Below are 19491 nucleotides of genomic sequence, written 5' to 3' on the forward strand. Positions count from 1 at the left end.
TCGCGCGCGCCCGCGGTGAGGCGAGGCTGTCGTGGCGAGCCTCGGCGAAGCAGCGACGCGCGGCTGTCGCGGCGACGCTCAGGGCGCGGGGGCGGGAGCGGCGTCGCCCGGCCGCTCGAAGACGCACCAGTAGCCGTTCTTGCTGTGGCGCACCATCCCGGCCACCTCGTACACGCCCCGGAAACGCCGGTCCTTGCGGAGCTTCTCCTGCGCCGGGAACGGGAGCTTGTCGCACGTGTCGGCGCCGCCGACGAACACGAAGTAGCGCGGCATCTTGTCGAAGACGTGCTGCACGTAGCCGGGGCCCGTCTTGCGCGTGTAGCCGCCCGGGAGCTTGGAGATCACGGGATCGACGAGGCCGAGGAGATCGAGCACCGGGTAGTCGGTGACATACCCGATGTACCCGATGTCGCCCACGGCGACCTCGCCGGGCTTGCCGTGCTCCTTGAGCCAGTTGGCCACGCCGCCCGCGGCGCTGTCCCAGAACCGCTTCTCGTCGTCGAGGATCCGGTGCTGGGCGCGCTCGATCCGCTGCGCCCGGAAGACGCCCAGCGCGATGAGGCAGCCGAGCGCGAGCACGCCGGCCCCCGCGGCGAGGGCGATCGGCCCGCCCTCGGGCGCGTCCGCGGCGCGGGCCGAGAGCTGGGCGAGCAGCGGCTCGAGCAGCGCGCGCGCGCCGAGGCCCGCGAGGAGGAAGCAGAACGGCTCGAACGGGCTCATGAAGCGGTAGTACGGCATCCAGTCGCCGCCCACGAGGAGCACGTAGCCGCCCACCGCGAGCGCGAGGGCCGCGACGCAGAGCGCGTCGCGGTGGCGCGCGACGATCGCCACGCAGAGGCCGAAGAGCCCGAGCAGCAGCGCCGGCCACGTGTGCCCCGCGTACTCCGCGAGGTAGCGCTGCCCCCCGGCCAGCTGCTCCGCGAGGCTGCCGGTCTTGGCGCTCAGCGTGTTCGGCAGCCACGTGCCGTAGTAGCTGTGCCGCCAGAGCATGTGGCACGCGATGGGCGCGGCGAAGACGACGCCGCGGAGGAGGTTCTGCCGCCCGAAGAAGCGCAGGCCCAGGAAGAGCATCGGTATGCCGATGAACATCGGCGCTTCCGGGCGCGTCAGGCCAGCGAGCCCGAAGACGAGGCCCGAATACGGGAAGCCGGTCCCCCGGTCGCGCTCGCGGAACATCATCTCGGTGCCCGCGAGGACGAGCAGGACGAACAGCGGCGTCTCCAGGCCGAAGACGGCATATCCGCTCTGCACGATCGAGCTCGCGAACAGCCACGTGGCGATGCAAGGGACCGCGCCGTGCGGGCGGAGCCGGGCCGAGAGGAGGTAGAGCGCGCCGAGCGAGCCGCAGGCGGCGAGCCCGCCGAGCACCTTGGCGACGACGTCGGGGTCGAGGCCGAGCTTGATGCCGCCCGCGAGCAGCACGGTCCAGAGGAAGTTCGTGTACCCCTCGATGCGCTCGCCGGCGTTGTAGACGAGCCCGAGGCCCCGGGCGAAGTTGCGCGCGTACCGGTACGAGATGTACGCGTCGTCGATCGTGAACGAGCGCACGCGCACCATGTTCACGACGAGCAGGAACGCCGGCAACACGAGGCCGAACGCGAGGTGCAGGCGCTCGGAGAGCGGCGCGCCTCGCAGCCAGTCGCGCCAGCTTCGGGCCGGGGGCGCGCCTTCGACGCCGTCGCCCGCCGCTTCCATGTCGCCGTCGGCCTCGCCGCTCGGAGGGGCGACCCCGAGTTGCCCGTGCTCTGCTTCTTCCGGTTCCAGGAAAGCCATGTGAAGGCTCTCCCTACCATGGATGGTTCATGTCGGGGTCGTTTCTTGGTCGAGGCGCTCATCCCAGCTATCCTCGCGACATGCGTGCAGCCATGTTCGCTCTTGCCGCCTCCTCCGCCCTTTTCGTCGCGCCCCCGGCGCTCGGTGCCCGAGGCGTGCCGTGCGGCTTCTATGGCATCGATCCAGGGGCGCCCGTCGACGCAGGGGAGGTGATCCTCGACGACGATCACGCGAAGCGGCTCGCGCGCGCGGGCGCCGGCGCCGTGCGCGTCGAGTTCCTGCTCGATGACGCCGAGGCGTGGGACGACGACAAGCTGGAGCAGTACGACGCCATCATCGACGCGGCGCGCGCCGCCGGCCTCGAGCCGGTCGGGCTCCTCTCTCACCGCACGATCGGAGAAGGACAGGACGTCTGGAATGACGATCCGGACCGGGACGGCGACAACGCGTACGTGGAGGCGTTCGCCGAGACGGCAGAGGCGCTCATGACGAGGTACGCCGGGGACGTCGTCCAGTGGGAGATCTGGAGTCAGCCGAACTGCGCCGAGCTCCCCGACCCCGCGCTCGACCCGGAGCACGCCGGCTGCACCTTCATCCTGCCCCGGGTGCTCGCGCAGATCCTCGCCCAGATCCGCATCCGCAACGAGGCGCTCTTCAACGTCGACGAGCTGTCGCTGACCACGGGCGGCCTGCTCGCCTCGGACGACGCGGCCGCGCCGTTCTCGGGGGTCGATTACCTGCGCGAGCTCTACGCGCAGCCGGTGTGGGACGAACTCGAGGCGCGCTTCGGCGAGCGGACGCCGTGGTCTCGCCTCGGTCAACAGCTGTTCTTCCATCAGGGCACCGAGGTCGATCCGGTGACGCTCAACGATTATCTCGACGCGCTGCGCGACCTCGCCGACGAGGAGGGGGACGAGAGCCCCTTCGCCGTGACCGGGATGGCGTGGTCGAGCGCGCTCGCCGGCGAGGAGCTCCAGGCGGCGAACCTGACAACGTCGTTCGAGGTCCTCTCGGAGCGCGACGACGTCGCCGGCATGGTCTGGGCCAGCTTCCAGGACGCGCCGCTCGATGAGCAGCCCTTCGGCCTCGTCGATGAGGCCGGCGTGGAAAAGCTGGCGCTCGCCGCGTTCAGCGGGTCGGCCGACAACTGCGAGCCGACGGTGCAAGGCGGGGGGTCGGGGAGCGGCGGCGGGGGGAGCGGATCGAGCGGCGGCGGCGTCGTCGCCGGTTCGCCGCCCGGCACCAGCGGACAGATGGGGCGGCCGATCGACGGAAAACGGCGCGCGAGCTCCTGCAGTTATGCCGCGGGCGCAACCAGCGGAGGCGGAACGCGGTCCGATGTGGGGTGGCTCGCATTGTTCGCGATTGGCGCGATCGCGATGGTGCGCTGCCGCCGCGTCATTTGAAGGCAACTCGAGCGCTCTCGTCGCCGACAGGGGAGGCATGCCTCACAGCTCGGCGCGCTTCGCGCGGCGGATTGCCGTGCACGTCGGACTTTTGCTCTTCAATGGTTGCGGGCGCGACGGCGCGGGCGATCGCTTCGGTGTCTGCGGCGACGGCGTGGTCGACGAGGGCGAGGCGTGCGACGACGTCAATACCGCGGAGGGCGACGGCTGCTCGCCGACGTGCCAGCGCGAGGCGCCAGCGGCGCCCCGCTGCGGCGACGGCGCGCTCGACGCGGGCGAGGCGTGCGACGATGGCAACACGGCGGCCAGGGACGGCTGCTCGCCGGCGTGCGAGGTCGAGGTGCCCCCGCGCTGCGGCGACGGCGCCATCGATCCGGGGGAGCAGTGCGACGACGGGAACGTCGCGACGGGCGACGGCTGCGAGGTCGATTGCGCGAAGACGCCGGCCGAGGAGACCGTCTGCGAGGAGCTTTTGCCGCTCGCGCAGGGGACGTGCGAGGTGGTCGCCGGCGTGGGCGCGACGCTGATCCGGGGCGTCGTGCTGGCCCCGGACAGGGTGTACAGGGGCGGGCGGGTGCTCGTGGACGAGCGGGGCGCGATCGCGTGCGTCGGCTGCGATTGCGAGGCGGCGGGCGCGACGGAGATCCTGTGCCCGACCGGCGTCGTCTCCCCGGCGCTGATCAACACGCATGATCACATCACGTACACGCAGAACCGCCCGTATACCCCGACCGAGGAGCGCTATGAGCACCGGCACGACTGGCGCATCGGCAACAACAAGCACACGAGGATCGACACGCCCGGCATGGCCAACGAGGCGCAGATCCGCTGGGGCGAGCTCCGCTTCCTGATGGGCGGCGCGACCTCGATCGTGGGCTCGGGGAGCGCGCCAGGCCTCCTCCGGAACCTGGACCGGGCCGACCAGGAGGGCCTGGGCCAGAGCGCGGTCGGTTTCGACACGTTCCCGCTCGACGACACGGGCGGCCGCGAGCTCGTGAGCGGTTGCGGCTACTCGGCCGACATGGTGACAGGGAAGGACGTCGAGGGAGAGGACGCCTATTGCCCGCACGTCGCCGAGGGGATCGATGCGTCGGCGCGCAACGAGTTCGCCTGCCTGAAGGCGGAGCCGAACGACGTGCTCGAGCCGCAGAGCGCGTTCATCCACGGGATCGGCCTGACCGCGCCCGACTACGCCGCGATGGCGGCGGAGGGCACGGCGCTCATCTGGTCTCCCCGCTCCAACATCACGCTTTACGGCGACACCGCCGTGGTCACCGCCGCCGCCCGCCTCGGGGTGCAGATCGCGCTCGGCACCGACTGGATCGCGACCGGATCGATGAACCTCCTGCGCGAGCTCCGGTGCGCGTCGGCGCTCAACGAGACGTATTACGACGGTTTCTTCACCGATGAGGAGCTGTGGAGGATGGTCACCGGGAGCGCCGCCGCGGTCACCGCGACGGACGACGTGATCGGCGCGCTGTCCACGGGGAAGGTCGCCGACATCGCGATCTTCGACGGCGGAGAGCGCGAGGGCCACCGCGCGGTCGTCGCCGCCGATCCCGAGGACGTGGTCCTCGTGATGCGCGGCGGAAAGGTCCTGTATGGCGACGCGGCCGTGGTGTCCGCGGTCCGGGGCGCGGGCGCATGCGACGCGGTCGATGTGTGCGGCGTGTCGAAGCAGGTCTGTCTGCAGGACGAGATCGGGATGACGCTGGAAAACCTCGAGCAGCAGGCGGGCGAGATTTACCCGGCCTTCTTCTGCGGCGAGCCCGAGGGCGAGCCGCTCTGCACCCCGTCGCGCGCGGAGAGCGCGCCCCTGAACGCCTCGGTGAACGGCTCGACTGTCTACACCGGGCAGCCGACGGACGCGGATCTCGACGGCGACGGCATCGAGAACGGCGCGGACGACTGCCCGAGCGTCTTCAACCCGATCCGGCCGCTCGACGACGGGGTCCAGGCCGACTTCGACGGCGACGGTGACGGCGACGCCTGCGACGCGTGCCCGCTCGACGCGGGCAGCACGCTCTGCTCGCCGCCGGACCCGAACGACGCCGACAACGACGGCACGCCGAACGGCGCGGACAACTGCCCGAACCTCCAGAACCCCGGCCAGGCCGACGCGGACGGCGACGGCAAGGGCGACCCGTGCGACCTGTGCCCGGACCAGGCGAACCCAGGGGCCCTGGGCTGCACGGTGGCGATCTACGATATCAAGGACGGCACGCGCGCGGAGGGGGACACGGTGGCCCTGGAGGACGTGCTCGTGACCGGGAAGCACGCGAGCGGCTTCTTCGTCCAGGCGAAGCCGGGCGACCCGGGGTACGCGGGGCCGGCGCACTCCGGCGTCTACGTGTACAGCCCGCAGAACACGGTGCTGGCCGGCGATCGCGTGCGGATCACGAGCGCGGTGATCGCGAATTACTTCGGGCAGATCCAGCTCGGGTCCGCCGTGGTCGAGGTGATCGCGTCGCTCGGCGAGGCGGGGCCCGCGCCGGAGCCCGTCGCGCCGGCCGACATCGCGACGGGCGGCGCGCGCGCCGCCGAGCTCGAGGGGGTCCTCGTCGAGGTGGAGGGCGTCACGGTGATCGGGCTCGATACGATGGTTTATGAATTCGTCGTCACAGGCGATCTGCGCGTGGACGACCTCCTGTACCAGGCCAACCCCTTCCCGGCGGAAGGCGATCATTTCGCGAGCATCCGCGGCATCCTCACCCACCGGAGCGACGACGCGAAGGTCGAGCCGCGCGGCGTTGAGGACCTCGTCGCGGTGGCCACGACGGCAGGGCTCGTGATCAACGAGGTGGATTACGATCAGCCGGGCGGAGATGGAGCCGAGTTCATCGAGATCTACAATGGCGCCGGCGTGCCCGTGAATCTCAGGGGCCATGCGCTCGTGCTGGTCGATGGATCCAGCAGCGCGCCCTCCGCCTACAGAACGCTCGATCTGAGCTCCGCCGGTACGCTCGCGGCTGGCCAGTACCTCGTCGTCGGCAGCACGGCGGTGGTCGGCACCGACACCATGCCAGGCGTCGTGGCGGAAGGTGCGGTGACGATCGCCTTCTCGGGCGCGCAGACCGACCGGATGCAGAACGGGGCTTCCGACGGGATCGCGCTGATAAACACCAGCTCAGGGGCCGTGATCGACGCGCTCTCCTACGAGGGGAGCATCACCGCCGTCACGATCGGGGGCGCCAGCGTGAGCCTCGCCGAAGGCGACGCGTTGCCGGCCACGGTGGCGGACGGCGGCATGGCGGCTGGCTCGCTCTGCCGCCTGCCCGACGGGACGGACACGAACCAGGCCGCCGCCGACTGGGCGCTCTCCGCGACGATCACCCCTGGTGCGGCGAACGTGCCGTGAGCCCGGCCGAGACGCTGCGCTCCTCGGCGCAGCGCACCCAGCGCCACGCGGTCCACGCCGCGCGCGCCGGTGTCTTCGTCCTGTCAGCTGTGTCCGGAGAGAGTGAAGAGAATCAAGGAGGAATGAGCCGTGAGCGGGCGCTCACAGGCAGCCGCAGAGCGGGTCGCCCGCCTTGCACACGCACTTTCCGCCCTTCTTGGCCGGCGCGGCCGCGCTCGCGCTCCGCGCCGCGCTGGCGCCCCGCACCGCCTTGCCGGACGTCGCCGCTCGGCCGCGGAGGGTTGCGGCCCCCTTGGTGTTCGACGTCTTTGCGTCGGCCACGTCGTCGCCCTGCGCCAGCGCCTTGGTCGTCTCCGTCGCCTTGTAATCGGAGAACGCCTTCTGCGCCTTCTCGGCGTCGCTCTTGGCGGCGTCGAGCGCGAGGGTAAGCTCGGTGATCTTCCGGTTGCGCTCGTCGAGCTGGAGGTTGAGCTGCGCGATCCTGTCCTGCTCGGCGACGCGGGCGGCCACCGCCTCGGCCTGAGCCGCCTCGGCTTCCTTGACCTTGCCGGCGAAGGTGGTCACCGCGACCGCGGCCACGGCCGCCACGACCAGACCCACCCCGAACACGAACCGACCCCGCCGCTTCTGTCGCACGCCCTGGGCGATCGCCTCGAGCTCGCGTTCAAGGTCCCCCGAGCCCGACATGGGCGGCACGCTGGCAGCGACCGGCGCGATGCTGGCGGGCCCTCTCGTCCCCTGGTAGAGCACTCCCGGGCTTTGCTGCGTGTTCATCATCGCGCGAGACCTCCTCCTGCGTGAGCGATTCCTCCTCTAAGCAAGTGGGGGGCCTCTAAGCAAGTGTGGTGCCAGGTGAGCGCGCCCCGAATTGGCACCGTGGGCATCGTCCGTGAAGCAAACGGCGGTGCAAAGCGAGGACTCCCACCGCAAAGCGGTGGCTCGCACCGCAAAACGAGGACTCACACCGCAAAACGACGACTCTCGAGGTGCTCCAGAGGCGAGCCGCGGGAGATCCGGGTGGATCACTTGTTCTGGTGCATGGATCGCTCACCGGACCTCGATGCGTCCCCTGGTCCAACGGAGGTCCTGCACCACGCGCCGGCAACACCGGTGCTGCCGGCGGGGAGGGAGGGCCGCCTCAGGGGAGCGACCGAAATCGCTCCAATTGAGTCAACGATTCCGACTACTTGCGGCCGTAGACCGGCCACGGCCACGGCCGCGGCTCCGCGGGATCCGAGGACGAGAGCGCTTCGTGACGAGGTGGCCGTCAGGGCTGCAGTTTGGCGACGAAGGCGTCGGCGCCCCCGGAGCTCATCATGGGGTCCCCCCCGAGATCGATCCTGCCGCTGAAGCTGCCCGTCAGCGCGATGGCCCCCAGCTCATCCACGGCGACGGCCCGGGCGCGCTGCTCCGCCGCGTCGCCGAACGATTTGGCCCAGGCCGTATCGCCGTTCGGTGCGAGCTTCGCGAAGAAGGCGTCGTTGCCGCCGAGGGACTGGAGCCTCGGGCTCGGGGCGCCGAAGTCGATGGAGCTCTCGAACTCTCCGACCACGATGACGTTGCCCGCCTGGTCGACCGCCACCCCCAGCGCCCTCTGATCTTCCTCATCCCCGTACAGACGGTTCCAGAGGTGCTTGCCGTCCGCGTTGAAGGCGGCGACGACCGCGTCCTTTCCTCCGACGTATCTCCGCGGCGCTCCGTCGAAATTGATCGTTCCCCCGGTGCTTCCCGCGACGACGATGTCCCCCTCCGCGTGCACCGCGACCGCCGTAAATTCCTGGCTCATGGTGTCGCCGAAGATCTTGGCCCAGAGCGGCGTCCCGTCCCCGGCGAGCTTCGCAATGAAGGCGTCGTCGCCCTGAGCATTGAGGAGCGTCGTCCCGAAGTACACCCTGCCCGCGATGCGGCCGACCAGGACCACGCCTCCGTCGGGCGTGACGGCAGCGTCGTTCGCGACCTCGGCGGTCGTATCGCCAAAGTTCCTGCTCCAGGCGAGGTTGCCGAGGGCGTCCATCTTCGCGACGAAGATGTCCTCTCCACCTTCGCTCGTCAGGTGGTCCCTGCCCAGCACGTCGGCCCGGTCGGTGAAGCTGCCAGCGACGACGATGTTGTCGTCCGAATCCACCGCGAGCCCGTAAACTCTATCGACGCTCGGACCGGCGATGGTCTTGATCCAGTCCAGGCGGCCCTCTGCGTCGAGCTTCGCCACGAACACGTCCGAGCTGCCTTGGCTCGTGAGCGGCGTCCCGTCGAAGTTAAGCGTGTTTTCGAAGGTCCCGGCCAGGATCACGCCGCCTTTCTTGTCGAGCGCCACGCGATTGCAAAAGTCCGAGCCGTTCCCCCCGAACGCTTTCGGCCATTCCGTCGCGCCGCCAGGAGCGAGCTTGACGACGAAGCCGTCGTTCGCTCCCTGGCTGCCGACGGAATCCAGGCTGTTGCTGAAGGCACCCGCGATCAGGAGGTTTCCTTCCCTGTCGAAGGTGACGTCATGACCGATCTGCTCGCCGTTCACTCCGAGCTGGGTGCTCCACTCGTGCGTTCCGGTGCACTCCGCCACACGATCGCAGTTCTCGTCATTCGCCTTCGTCGTACAGACCTCGGTCTTGGGGAGCACCTCGTCGACGCACGAGCTGCCGCGCAGGCAGCCGTCCTTGCACTCGCCGACTCCCCTTGTCGACTCGGGGCCTGTATAACAAGGATCGCACGGCTCGCTGCCGCCCGCGCCGCCCGTGCCGCCCGCACCTCCCGCGGCGCCCGCGCCTCCGACGCCGCCCGTGCCGCCCGTGCCGCCCGCGCCTCCCGCGGCGCCCACGCCGGCCATCCCGCCTTGCGCGGCGCCGCCGCCGCTGATGGCGCCCGGCACGAGCACGCCTTGATCGAAGCACCCGCCCAGCGCGCCGGACACGCCGAGCGCGCCGCAAAGGATCATGAAGCCGTTGCGTTTCATCAAAACACCCCCGCGATCCCGGCGCCCCACGGCGATATCCATGGACGGACCGCTGCGCCCTTGGGCCTCGCCGCCGCGGACGGTGCGGTGAGGAGCAGCGCGACGCCGCCCGCGGCGAGCGCCCCGCCCACGATGAACGCCGGCGCAGGGACGAGGCGCATGTCGTTGTACGAGCCCAGCTTGGCCCGCGTCTTCGGCGTGTCCGGGCACACGACATCTTCGGTGCACCCGAGGTCGATCAGCTCGCTGCGCCGCGCGCTCGTGATGCCGAACGTGATCCCACCGACCACGAGCGCCGCGGCGCCCGTGCCGACGGCGGTCCAGCCGAGCACGCGCTGCGTGGTACCCGGCGCCGGGCCGGCGGGCGCGGGGAGGACGATGGGCGGGGGGACACCGACGGAGAACTCGAGCGCGAGCGCCGCCTCCTGCCGCTCCTGCAGCGCGACCTCCCGCCGGACGACGCGCCCCGCCCACGCGGCCTCGACGACGTGCTTGCCAGGATCGACAGGCTGGCTGACCCCCACCAGCGCGGGCGGCATCGGCTTGCCGTCGATGGTGATCTGCACCTCGCGCTCCGGGGCGCCGCGCACCCCCACAGAGAGCCTCGGGATCCGGGGCTTGAGATCGTCGTACGCTTTCCCGGCGTCGGCGACCGCGGCCTCGAAGACGTCGCTGGCCGAGGCGTCGAGCGAGGTGCGGCTCACTTGCAAGTAGCGCTCGGAGGCCTCGATGAGGCGCCCGAGCTGCTCGAGGCACCGCGCGGCATAAAGGTCGATCGTCGGCGCCTGGATCAGCTGGTCCGCGCGCCCGAACTTGTCGAGCGCCGCCGCGTACTGGCCCTTGTCGAAGAGGTCGAGGCCCTCTTCGGCGAGGGCCCGGGCGGCGTTCATGGTGGCAGGGTCGACGTCGGCCGCCCGCGCGGTGGTCGCGAGCGCGAGCGCGAGCGCGAGCGCGAGCGCGATGGTGGCGGTGCCCGAGACCCTCGATCGCGCGCGCATTCGTCTCCTCAGAAGCCGAGGCGGTCGGACCTGGGGCGCGTCGCGCTGGAGGCCGCGGGGGCCGCCGACGAGGGCCTGGGCCGCGGGGGGGAGGACGCGGCCCTGCCCGGGCGAGCGGGCGCCGTCTGGACGGAGGAGGCGGCCGCGGCCGGAGCGCTGGTCGCCAGCGCGGAGCCGGCGCGGGGCGCAGGCGTCGAGGTCGCCGCGGCCGTCGTGTCCTGGGGAGGCGCGAGCTCGGGCGCCCCCCTGGGCGAATTCGCTTCCGCCGGCGGATTGTTCGCGGGGGCGGCGACAGGCGGTGTCTCGAGCGTCACCGGCGGCGAGGCCGCGCCGGACGGCGGCGGTGCGTGCGGGATCGGGTCGTCCCCGAGCGCGCGCCAGCCGATGAAGAGCACCCCGCCGAGGACCGAAGCCGCGAGGCCGAGCGCGACGGCCGGGATCGGCATCCTGCGGCGAGGTCTCGAGTCGGCCCCGGCCTCATCGTAGAGGCCCGGCGGCGAGGCGACGCTCCCTTCCGGCGAGACGGAGAGCGGGGAGGTGGAGATCGGCGGACCGGAGAGCGGCGCGGCGGAGAGCGGCGCAGCGGAGAGCGGCGCGGCGGAGAGCGGCGGGACGGAGGGCGACGTGGTGCCCGCGCCCCCGGGGATCGAGCTCGCCGAGGCCCGCCCGCCGTCCTGCGCGTCGCTGGGCGGCAAGAGCGCGTCGCGCAGCGCGTCGACCATCGCCGTCGCCGAGGCGAACCGCCCGTTCGGGTCACGGCTGCACGCCTGCATGAACCACTCATCGAACGCCGGCGGCACGGGCACAGACGCCACCTTCGAGGGGACAGGCAGCGGATCACTGCATATCTCGAGGATCATCGCGCCAGGCGCCTCGGCCGTGATCGCAGCCCGGCCGCACACGCATTCGAACGCGATCACCCCGAGCGCCCAGAGGTCCGACCGGTAATCGACGGTCGCGCCCTGCGCCTGCTCAGGGCTCATGTACGGCAGCGTCCCGATCAGCACGCCAGCCTGCGTCCCGATGCCCTCTTTGCCGGACATGCGCGTCTTGGCGACGCCAAAATCGAGGACCTTGGCCACCTCCCGGTCGTCGTCGCGGGCGAGGAAGATGTTGTCGGGCTTGAGGTCGCGGTGGACGATGCCGGCGTCGTGGGCCTTGCGCACGGCGCGCGCGACGTCGGCGAAGATGCGCGCCGTATCGGCCGGATCGAGCGCGCCGACACGCTCGAGCCGGTGCGCGAGGTCCTCGCCCTCGAGGAGCTCCATCGCGATGAAGGGGACGTCGTTCTCGACGCCGTGATCGAGGATCTGCACGACGTTCGGGCTGCGGAGCGCCGCCGCCGCCTGCGCCTCCTGGTAGAAGCGCGCGCGGACCGTCTCGTCCTTCGCATAGAGAGGCCCGAGCATCTTGATCGCGACCGGCGAGCCCAGCGTGAGATCGTCCGCGCGCCAGACGGTGCCCATGCTGCCCGAGCTGAGAGGGCGGAGCAGCCGATAACGGCCGACCAGCACCTGTCCCTCCAGCCCGAACGCGTTCGTCGTCATTGTCGCAGGACCTGTGGAGCGCGCGTGGCCTTCCCTACGCTGGTGGTTGTTCAGTGCTGGTCAACAACAACAACGGGTAGACTGAAAGTCTACGGGGCGTGGCGCGGAGCGTCAATCGGTGCACCCGCCGCGTGCTCGCAGGGCGTCGCCAGAGCACCGAACAGGTTGAAACGCCGCGCGAGAGAGAGTTTGAACCACAGAGACACAGAAGCGACAACAACAAAACCTCGGCGCATCCGTGGTTCGTTTCGTCAATTTTTCGATCGGCTCGGTACCCTAGATCAACACGAAGTCCTCGGCCACGGAGACCTCCTCGGCCATGATGCTCGTGGTCTCATCGTCGCGCTGGACGGCGAGCTTGTAGAGTTGCGCCAGCACGGCCGGGTGATCCTCGACCAGACCCATGAACTCGGTGGCCGGCAGGTACAGCGTCACGGTGGGGTGAACGGCGATCACATCCGCGTTCGCCGGGCGGCGGAGGACCATCGCGATCTCGCCGGCGACGTCGCCGGGGCCGAGCGTCGAGAGCACGAGCGGCTCGCCGCGGGCGTCGTCCGCCGCGTCGCGCCGGACGACGGCGACCTCTCCGGAGGCGATGAGGAACAGGCCGGGGGGCCGCTCATCCTGGACGAGCAGCCGCTCGTTCTTCTCGAACGTGCGCGTGCGGAACCGCTTCACGAGCGCGGGCCTGTTGGCCTCGGGCACGACGCGGAGCACGTCGCTCATCCGGACGAGGTTCTCCACCATGCGGTCCCGGCAGTAGGCCGCGAGCTCCAGGCCCACCTCGGGCTCGCGCTGCGCGATGTCGTCGATCGCGTCGCGCTTCACCTCGAGCACGATGGAGGGCCGCGTGGCGATGACGCTCCCGGTGCGCGGGGCCCGGGAGAGCAGCGCCATCTCGCCGAACATGGCGCCGTTCGCGAGCCGGGCGAGGAGGATCTCCTCGTCCCCGCGCCGGCGCCGCGCCTCGAGCTCCCCGCGCGCGACGAAGTAGGCCTCGCTGCGCGCGGCGCCCTGCTCGATCACGGTCGTCCCCGCCGCCACCCAGATGGGCGTGAAGGCGGCGCACAGGGCGCGGAGCGCGTCGCGCCCGACGGACGAGAAGACCGGCTGGGGCGCGATCCCGGGGTGATCGGCCTGGGCGGCCAGCCTGCGCGTGGCGTCGTGGAGGATCTCCGTCGCCTTGTTGAGCAGGAGCGCGCCGGTCAGCACGGAGGCGAGCGGCTGGAACGCCTCGGCGGCCGGCAGGGGCGGCGGCGGCGGCGCGCCCTCGCCGAGCCGCGGCGAGTCCCGGCAGAACGCCTCGGCGATCAGGTCGAGCCCGGGCCCGGCATCGCCGCCGAAGCGCTCGCTCTCGCGCGCGGCCGCCACGGCGAGCGGCAGGTTCTCGAGGTCGATCGCGCGGGCGATCGCGGTGGAGCACGCCTCGCGCGCGGCCTCGTGCCGGTTCAGCTCGCCGAGGAGGCGCCCGCAGAGGCAGAGCGCCGACGGCATCGTCGGGTCGTGCCGGACCAGCGCAGCGGCCCAGCGCAGCGCGGCGTCCCGCTCTCCCGCGAGCGCCAGCGAGAGCGCGCGGTCGATCGGCGACTCCGCCTGCTGGATCGAGCCCGGGAGTACCGGGGGGAGGGCCATGTAAGCGTGTATATCAGGGTTCATTGCGCGGCGGCAAAGAACGCGCCCGGTTGACGGCACGCACGCCCCCGCGCGCCCTCCGCGCCCTGCGCGGATTACCCCGGGAAGGACCGAGGCGTCGTGCTCAGGCGAGGTGCTGCTTCAGGAACGCGATGCTCCGCTCCCACGCGAGCTTCGCGGCCTCGGGGACGTAGACCTCGGGGCGCGTGTCGTTCGCGAACGCGTGGTCGGCGTCATAGACGTGGAGCTCCATGGATTGGCCGCGGGCGGCGAGCTCCTTCTGGATCGCCTCGGCGGCGGCCGGCGTCGCCCAGCCGTCGCGCGCGGCGAAGTGGGCGAGGATCGGCGCCTTGACGCGCGTGTAGTCGGGCGCGGGGCTCGGGACGCCGTAGAAAGGCACCACGGCCGCGAGCTCGGGGATCGTCGCGGCGGCGGCGAAGCTCAGCGCGCCGCCCATGCAGAACCCGATGACGCCGACCTTGCCGGTCGACCGCTCGTGCGCCGACAGGAAGCGGGCGGCGCCGGCGATCTCCTCGAGGGCGCGCGGCTTGTCGAGCTCGGTCATCAGCCGGTTGGCCTCGGTGGGGTCCTTGGTGGTCTTGCCGTGGTAGAGGTCGGGCGCGAGGGCGATGAACCCGGCGGCGGCGAGCCGGTCGAGCAGGGAGCGGATGTGGTCGTTCACACCCCACCACTCCTGGATCAGGACGACGGCAGGCGACTTGTCCCCCTGCTTCGGCCAGACGATCTCGCCGGTCGCCGACGACCCGTCCTTCGCGGGGAACGAAACCTTTTCGGACATGCGACTCCTCCCTTTCGAGACGGGGATGGGCTGCGCCGTCCTCGTCAGCAATCGGGGATCGGCTGCGCCGTCCCCGTCAGCAATCGGGGATCGGCTGCGCCGTCCCCGTCAGCAATCGGGGATCGGCTGCGCCGTCCCCTCATGGCGCGGCGCAGGATAACCGCCCCGCGCACGTTGCGTAGCGCAAACTGCCTGGCATGCGCTCCACGCCGGGACGCCGGCGATGTAGATTGACGGCGTGGATGCGCTGGCGGGACGATGGAGGCGAGCCGTCTCGTCCTTGAAGGAGCTCCGGCTGCGGGTCGCGTTCCTGCGGAGCGAGGTGCTGCGCGCCGATCTCCCCTCCGTCGCCCGCGCGCTCGACGACCTCTGCCGCGACGCCGAGCAGGCCAACCCCCTCGCGCGCGACGTGCTGGGCGCCGTCGTGCCGGTCCTCGTGGATCCTGCGCTCTCGGAGCGCGTCGAGCAGCTCCGCGAGCTCGCGTCCTCCCATGCCCTGCTGCCGCTCTCGCGCCTCCTGCGCCGCAAAGCGCGGCGGCCCGAGGCGCAGCCGGCCTCGCCGGCGCCCGACGAGCGGCTCCTCGCCACGTCGAGCGCCGGTCGCGCGCTCACGCTCGGCGAGCGGCGCGCGCTGGCCCGGCGGCCGACCCGCGCGGCCTTCGACGCCCTGCTCCGGGACCCGCACCCGCTGGTCATCCGCAACCTGCTCGCCAACCCGCGCCTGACCGAGGATGACGTCGTCCGCCTCGCGGCGCGCCGCCCGGCGAACGCGGAGGTCCTGACGGAGATCGCGAAGCACCCCGAGTGGCCGCAGCGCGCGCGGGTGCGCATGGCGATCGTGCAGAACCCGGGCGCGCCGCAGGAGATCGCGGTGCCCATGGTGCGCCTCCTCCTGCGGCCCGAGCTCCTGCGGCTCGCGGCGGCGGCGGACGTGCCCGCGGTCGTCCGGGCCGCGGCGCGGGAGCTGCTCGATCGCCGTCCGCCCGTCCCGCACAAGCCAGGCGGCCCGCTGGCGCAGTAAGGCCGCGCCCTGCGCGGGGCCGGCGCCGTGCGCGCAGGCGGCCGCCGCGGTGTTGCGAGAGGAGAAGAGGGCAGAAAGGGAGTGAAGGAGAGAGGGAGTTGAAGGAGAGAGGGAGTTGAAGGAGAGAGGTCGTGCAGAGCGCTTTCGTGAATCGGCGCCCGCCGGAGAGGCTACGCGACCTCGGCCCAGCACCGCGCGAGGCGACGCACGCCCTCGTCCAGGTCCTCGTCGCACGCCACCGAGGAGAAGCAGAGCCGGAGGGCGAACGGGCTCACGGCGCCGTGAGCCCGGAACAGCGAGCCCGGGTCGAAGGCGACGCCGTGCTCGATGGCGGCGGCCAGGAAGAAGGCCTCGTTCGGCTCGGCGTCGGGCTCTACCCAGATCGCGAAGCCGCCGACGGGGGGATCGAACCGCCAGCCGGGCAGGTGCTTTCGGAGCGCCCGCTCCATGCGGGCGGCGCGGCGACCGTAGAACTCCCGCAGGCGCACGAGCCGCTGATCGAAGTCCTCCGTGCGGAGGTAGTCTTCCAGGATGGCCTGCGGCAGGCTGGCCGCCTGCTGATCGGCGGATTGCTTCAGCTGGAGGACCTCGGCCCGGAGCGAGCGCGGGGGCACGAGCCAGCCGACGCGGAGGCCGGGGCAGAGCGTCTTCGAGAACGTCCCGACGTGGAAGACGCGATCGGGCGCCTCGGCCAGGAGCGGCCGCGGGGCGGCGCCGTCAAAGGACAGATCCGCGTAAGCATCGTCCTCGATGATGGGCCGGAGGGTCGAGAGGACCCTGGCTCGCTCGCTGCGTGACAGCGTGCGTCCACGCGGATTGGAGACGGCGGGCATGAGATAATAGGCATCGACGTTGCTGCCGCCGTCGACGACCGTCGCGCCGAGCTCCTGGAACCGATCGAGCGCGCCGGGGGAGCTCTCGCGATCGACGCCGATCCTGGCGCGCGCGCCGCGGACCAGCTGCGCGGCGAGGGACACGGCCTGCTGTGCGCCGCTGGTCACGATGACGTCGTCGCGAGCCACCTGCGCGCCGCGCCGGCGCAGCTGCCCGGCGATCCAGGCGCGGAGATCCTCGTCGCCCTCGGGCCAGCACCACGGGAGCGCCGGGCAGCCGGGGTTCTGAAGAGCGCGAACGAACGAGGCCGCGAGCTTCGAGCGCGGGAACTCGCCCGGGGCGGGCAGCCCGCCCGCGAAGCTGATGAGGCCAGGTGTGTCCGCGGCGCGCCGCTTCAGGGGGTCGAACCGCTCGAGGCCGTGTCCGAGCCGCGGTCCGCTCCGCGGCGCATCACGCGAGATCGGGGCCTGCACAGGCCGTGTGTGAGACGACGGGGGAGGAGGCGTTGCGCGCGCGGTGGCATCCATAGAGTTCAGGGTCCGAGCGAGGCCATTCAAGGATGGTGCCGCCCGGGCTGCCCGTCTCCAGATGGAGCGGAAGCGCTCGGGTCTCATGACGGGACGGAATTCCATGGAAAATTGGTTACATCGCGGCAACCTGGGACGGGCCAGGGCGTGTAACGGCATGTTGCGGGGTGTGGCGTGCGCGCGCGGCGAGTCAGGCCGCCACAGGGCACCGAAGGGCGTGGAGGGGCGCGCGTCCGCACAGGGCGGCAGGCCCTGGAGCCAGGTCGGGCTGGCCTGGCCGGCGGGAGATCCGTCCTGAGTTCGATCTCCGGAGCTGACCGTACGCCGAGGTCCGGCGAACGTTCGCCCGGGGCGGCTATCGATGTGGAGCTTGCTCCCGCAGGCCGTAGCGCTCGTTCTCGTGGCCAGTCAAGGCTCTGTTCCCCAGGCGAGCACGCCGTCGTGGTACACGGTGACCCGCTCAAAAGGCATGAAGGCGGTGTTGGTGCCGAAGGAGTAGTCGTCGGTCTGCGTCATGCGGTCGTAATTGACGCCGTTGTAGATGCGGATCTGCACGTTTCCGGACGTGACGTTCGGGGCGATGCTACCTGCGGCGGCGAGGAAACCGAGCTCGAGATAGTGATCGGCCTTCGTGCCCGATGCCTCGCCGAACGTCCTTGTGACGTTGGCGCATCCGCCGATGATCGACGAAAAGTCGCACATGCTCTTGAGATCCACCTTCTCGACGTCGGCCGTGAACCAGTAGCGAATCGTCAGCTCGCTGAGCGCGATGCTCGCATCGTCCGTGTTCTTGACCTGTACCATGAACGACAGATGCTGGGACTCGGACATGGTGTCCCTCGAAGCATATTGCAGCTCGAGCGCCGGTGTGGTCACGCCGCCGGTGGTGGAGCTCGCGGTGGTGGAGCTCGTGGCGCTGCCGCCGCCGGTGCCTGTCGTGCTGCTCGTCGTGGAGCTGGCCGAGCTGCTCGCCGAGGAGCTGGTCGCGCTGCTCGTCGTAGAGCTGGCGGAGCTGCTCGCCGAGGAGCTGGCGGAGCTGCTCGCCGAGGAGCTGGCCGAGGCGCTCGCAGCGTCGTCCCCGCCAGCGCCGCCCAGACCCCCAGCGCCGCCGGCACCATCGGCGCCACCTGAGCCAGACGAGCTGCTCACCGTCGCGCTCGTGACCTCGCCCGCAGCGCTGGACGAGCCGCTCGTTGCAGAGCTCGTCGAGCTGCTCGTCGCAGACACGGTGGAGCCAGCGCCGGCTGAGCTGGACGAAGGTGCCCCACCCGAGCTGGCGGAAGCGCCGCCCCCACCTCCTGTGTTCTCGCCGTCCAGGCTGGAGCCTTGGGCACATGCCACGAGCGCCAGGAGCGAGATGGCACAGAGCGCGGTGGTTCCCTTCGGCCAGGAGCTCGATCGGTTGACTCGGTTGACCCGATTGCCTCGACTGCCCAGCTGCGGCGGCGCTCCTGCCCTCGTCGACGCCTTTCCCCTGGAACTCCGGATACGAGCTGCTCCTGAGGTCATCGGGCCGAGCAGCGACGCACACCTTGCCATCGGTCGCATCTTGAACACCCCTGCGACCGCTCGACCAAGTCCGAAGGCCGAACGGAAGGAAGTTGAGGTCAACAGCTTATAGAGAACTGCCTGGTATCAGCAAGAGGCTTGCCACGGGAACTTTCTGTCGATGTCGTAGATGATGGGGTATTCGTCTACATGCATTGCCCTCAGATCGGGCGGATGAATGCTGGCCATGCACTGGACGACGCTTCATGTGTTTGCGGACACCGCGCCAGCGGCGTCCATGTGGCGCCCCTGGCGCCGGTCATGTGAAGTGACGGGGCCGCGCTACGCGTCCTCCAGCGGAGGCGGCGCGTGGGGCTGGTTGAACTCGGAGTCCGCCATGAACCGCGTTGACCACGGCGCCGGTCTCTCCCCGTTGCCAAACGAGAGCACCGAACCGCAGAACGGGTCGCACGTGCCCTCCGTGGACGGCGCGCTCCAGCGAGAGGATCGGTCCGCCCAGCCGTAGTTCACGTCCAGGGGAAGGGGCATGAAGACCAGGCGCTGCCTGTCGGCGAGCGCGCGAGAGGTCACGTGGCGCGCGCGGGCTGCGAGGCCTCGAGCCGCGCCTTTTCAGCGAGCAGCAGTTCGGTGAACGCCGCGATGAACATGCGCCTGGCGAGCGATCCGAGCGGCTTGCCGACGAGCGGCAGCGGGATGTCGAAGCGCGATGTCCAGTCGATCTCCGTGCCCTCGCCGCGCGGGGTGAAGCGGAGACGCGAGCCCTGGTGCCGGAGCGGCTGCGTGCTCTCGATGATCTGGTAGTCGAACGAGGACGGCCGCTCGAAGGCCGTGATCTCCTCGACGTAGCGGATCCGCTTCCCGACGCGCACCTGGCGGAGGGCGCCGAGGCCGTTGTGCTCGGTGAGCCCTGGCCGGACGACCTTCGTGCGGGTGCCGTCCCCGGAGCGCAGGAAGCGTTCGTGGTCAGCCACCGCATCGAAAACCCGCTCGACCGCGGCGTGGATGTAGACGTTGACGTGGACCTCTTGCATGCGGCGACCATCGCACGAGTACCTCGCCGAGCGAGCACGCAGGCGCGGTCTGCCGAGCGAGGGCGGGGCGGGGGGCGGGGAGTTCGGTGGTGGGCTTCAAGATCCGTTC

Annotated in this window: 15 protein-coding genes; 4 read left to right on the forward strand and 11 right to left on the reverse strand. The window is 71.1% G+C overall.

Annotation, left to right across the window (positions count from 1 at the left end; genetic code table 11):
- Nucleotides 1-78: 78 nt before the first annotated feature.
- The gene (locus WMF46_RS00405) at nt 79-1773 is read right to left on the reverse strand and encodes a hypothetical protein (RefSeq protein ID WP_437983765.1); all 1695 of its coding nucleotides are present in this window, start codon (nt 1771-1773) and stop codon (nt 79-81) included.
- 92 nt (nt 1774-1865) lie between these two features.
- Between WMF46_RS00405 and WMF46_RS00410 the strand changes: the two genes are divergently transcribed.
- Both WMF46_RS00410 and WMF46_RS00415 read left to right on the forward strand, forming a co-directional pair.
- Nucleotides 1866-3179 (forward strand): hypothetical protein, encoded by a 1314-nt coding sequence (locus WMF46_RS00410; RefSeq protein WP_437983766.1) that lies wholly within the window; start codon nt 1866-1868, stop codon nt 3177-3179.
- Nucleotides 3180-3216: 37 nt separating this feature from the next.
- On the forward strand, nt 3217-6537 hold the full coding sequence (locus WMF46_RS00415) for a lamin tail domain-containing protein (protein ID WP_437983767.1): 3321 nt from the start codon (nt 3217-3219) through the stop codon (nt 6535-6537).
- Nucleotides 6538-6678: 141 nt separating this feature from the next.
- On the opposite strand, the gene WMF46_RS00420 is transcribed toward WMF46_RS00415, so the two are convergent.
- The 6 genes from WMF46_RS00420 to WMF46_RS00445 form a co-directional block, all read right to left on the reverse strand.
- Nucleotides 6679-7314, reverse strand: a complete 636-nt coding sequence (locus WMF46_RS00420; protein WP_437983768.1) for a hypothetical protein — start codon at nt 7312-7314, stop codon at nt 6679-6681.
- Between the two features lie 490 nt (nt 7315-7804).
- On the reverse strand, nt 7805-9484 hold the full coding sequence (locus WMF46_RS00425; RefSeq protein ID WP_437983769.1) for an SBBP repeat-containing protein: 1680 nt from the start codon (nt 9482-9484) through the stop codon (nt 7805-7807).
- Nucleotides 9484-10482 carry a tetratricopeptide repeat protein gene (locus tag WMF46_RS00430; protein WP_437983770.1) on the reverse strand — a complete coding sequence of 333 codons (999 nt, stop codon included), beginning with the start codon at nt 10480-10482 and terminating at the stop codon, nt 9484-9486. The genes WMF46_RS00425 and WMF46_RS00430 overlap by 1 nt, the downstream gene beginning before the upstream one ends.
- 8 nt (nt 10483-10490) lie before the next feature.
- Nucleotides 10491-12029 (reverse strand): protein kinase domain-containing protein, encoded by a 1539-nt coding sequence (locus WMF46_RS00435; RefSeq protein ID WP_437983771.1) that lies wholly within the window; start codon nt 12027-12029, stop codon nt 10491-10493.
- A 276-nt stretch (nt 12030-12305) separates the two neighbouring features.
- Entirely contained in the window at nt 12306-13661 is a 1356-nt protein-coding gene (locus WMF46_RS00440; protein WP_437983772.1) for a cyclic nucleotide-binding domain-containing protein, read from the reverse strand.
- A gap of 124 nt (nt 13662-13785) precedes the next feature.
- Nucleotides 13786-14460: a dienelactone hydrolase family protein gene (locus tag WMF46_RS00445; protein WP_437983773.1), complete on the reverse strand. Its 675-nt coding sequence runs from the start codon at nt 14458-14460 to the stop codon at nt 13786-13788.
- Nucleotides 14461-14740: 280 nt separating this feature from the next.
- Here WMF46_RS00445 and WMF46_RS00450 point away from each other — a divergent pair, with 280 nt between their 5' ends.
- Nucleotides 14741-15481 carry a hypothetical protein gene (locus WMF46_RS00450; protein WP_437762269.1) on the forward strand — a complete coding sequence of 247 codons (741 nt, stop codon included), beginning with the start codon at nt 14741-14743 and terminating at the stop codon, nt 15479-15481.
- Nucleotides 15482-15651: 170 nt separating this feature from the next.
- Here WMF46_RS00450 and WMF46_RS00455 read toward each other — a convergent pair whose 3' ends face one another.
- A complete protein-coding gene (locus WMF46_RS00455; RefSeq protein WP_437983774.1) occupies nt 15652-16788 on the reverse strand; it encodes a PLP-dependent aminotransferase family protein in 1137 nt (378 codons plus the stop codon).
- A gap of 462 nt (nt 16789-17250) precedes the next feature.
- The gene (locus WMF46_RS00460; protein WP_437983775.1) at nt 17251-17673 is read right to left on the reverse strand and encodes a cellulose binding domain-containing protein; all 423 of its coding nucleotides are present in this window, start codon (nt 17671-17673) and stop codon (nt 17251-17253) included.
- On the opposite strand from WMF46_RS00460, the gene WMF46_RS00465 reads away from it, so the two are divergent.
- Nucleotides 17672-18463, forward strand: coding sequence for a hypothetical protein (locus WMF46_RS00465; protein ID WP_437983776.1), 792 nt, complete (start codon nt 17672-17674; stop codon nt 18461-18463). The two genes, WMF46_RS00460 and WMF46_RS00465, sit on opposite strands and share 2 nt — an antisense overlap.
- 209 nt (nt 18464-18672) lie before the next feature.
- On the opposite strand, the gene WMF46_RS00470 is transcribed toward WMF46_RS00465, so the two are convergent.
- Nucleotides 18673-18879, reverse strand: a complete 207-nt coding sequence (locus WMF46_RS00470) for a hypothetical protein (RefSeq protein WP_437983777.1) — start codon at nt 18877-18879, stop codon at nt 18673-18675.
- Between the two features lie 38 nt (nt 18880-18917).
- Nucleotides 18918-19382, reverse strand: coding sequence for an SRPBCC family protein (locus WMF46_RS00475; RefSeq protein ID WP_437983778.1), 465 nt, complete (start codon nt 19380-19382; stop codon nt 18918-18920).
- Nucleotides 19383-19491: the final 109 nt, after the last annotated feature.

The organism is Sorangium sp. So ce117, from assembly GCF_051524395.1.
Classification (GTDB): Bacteria; Myxococcota_A; Polyangia; order Polyangiales; family Polyangiaceae; genus Sorangium; species Sorangium cellulosum_B.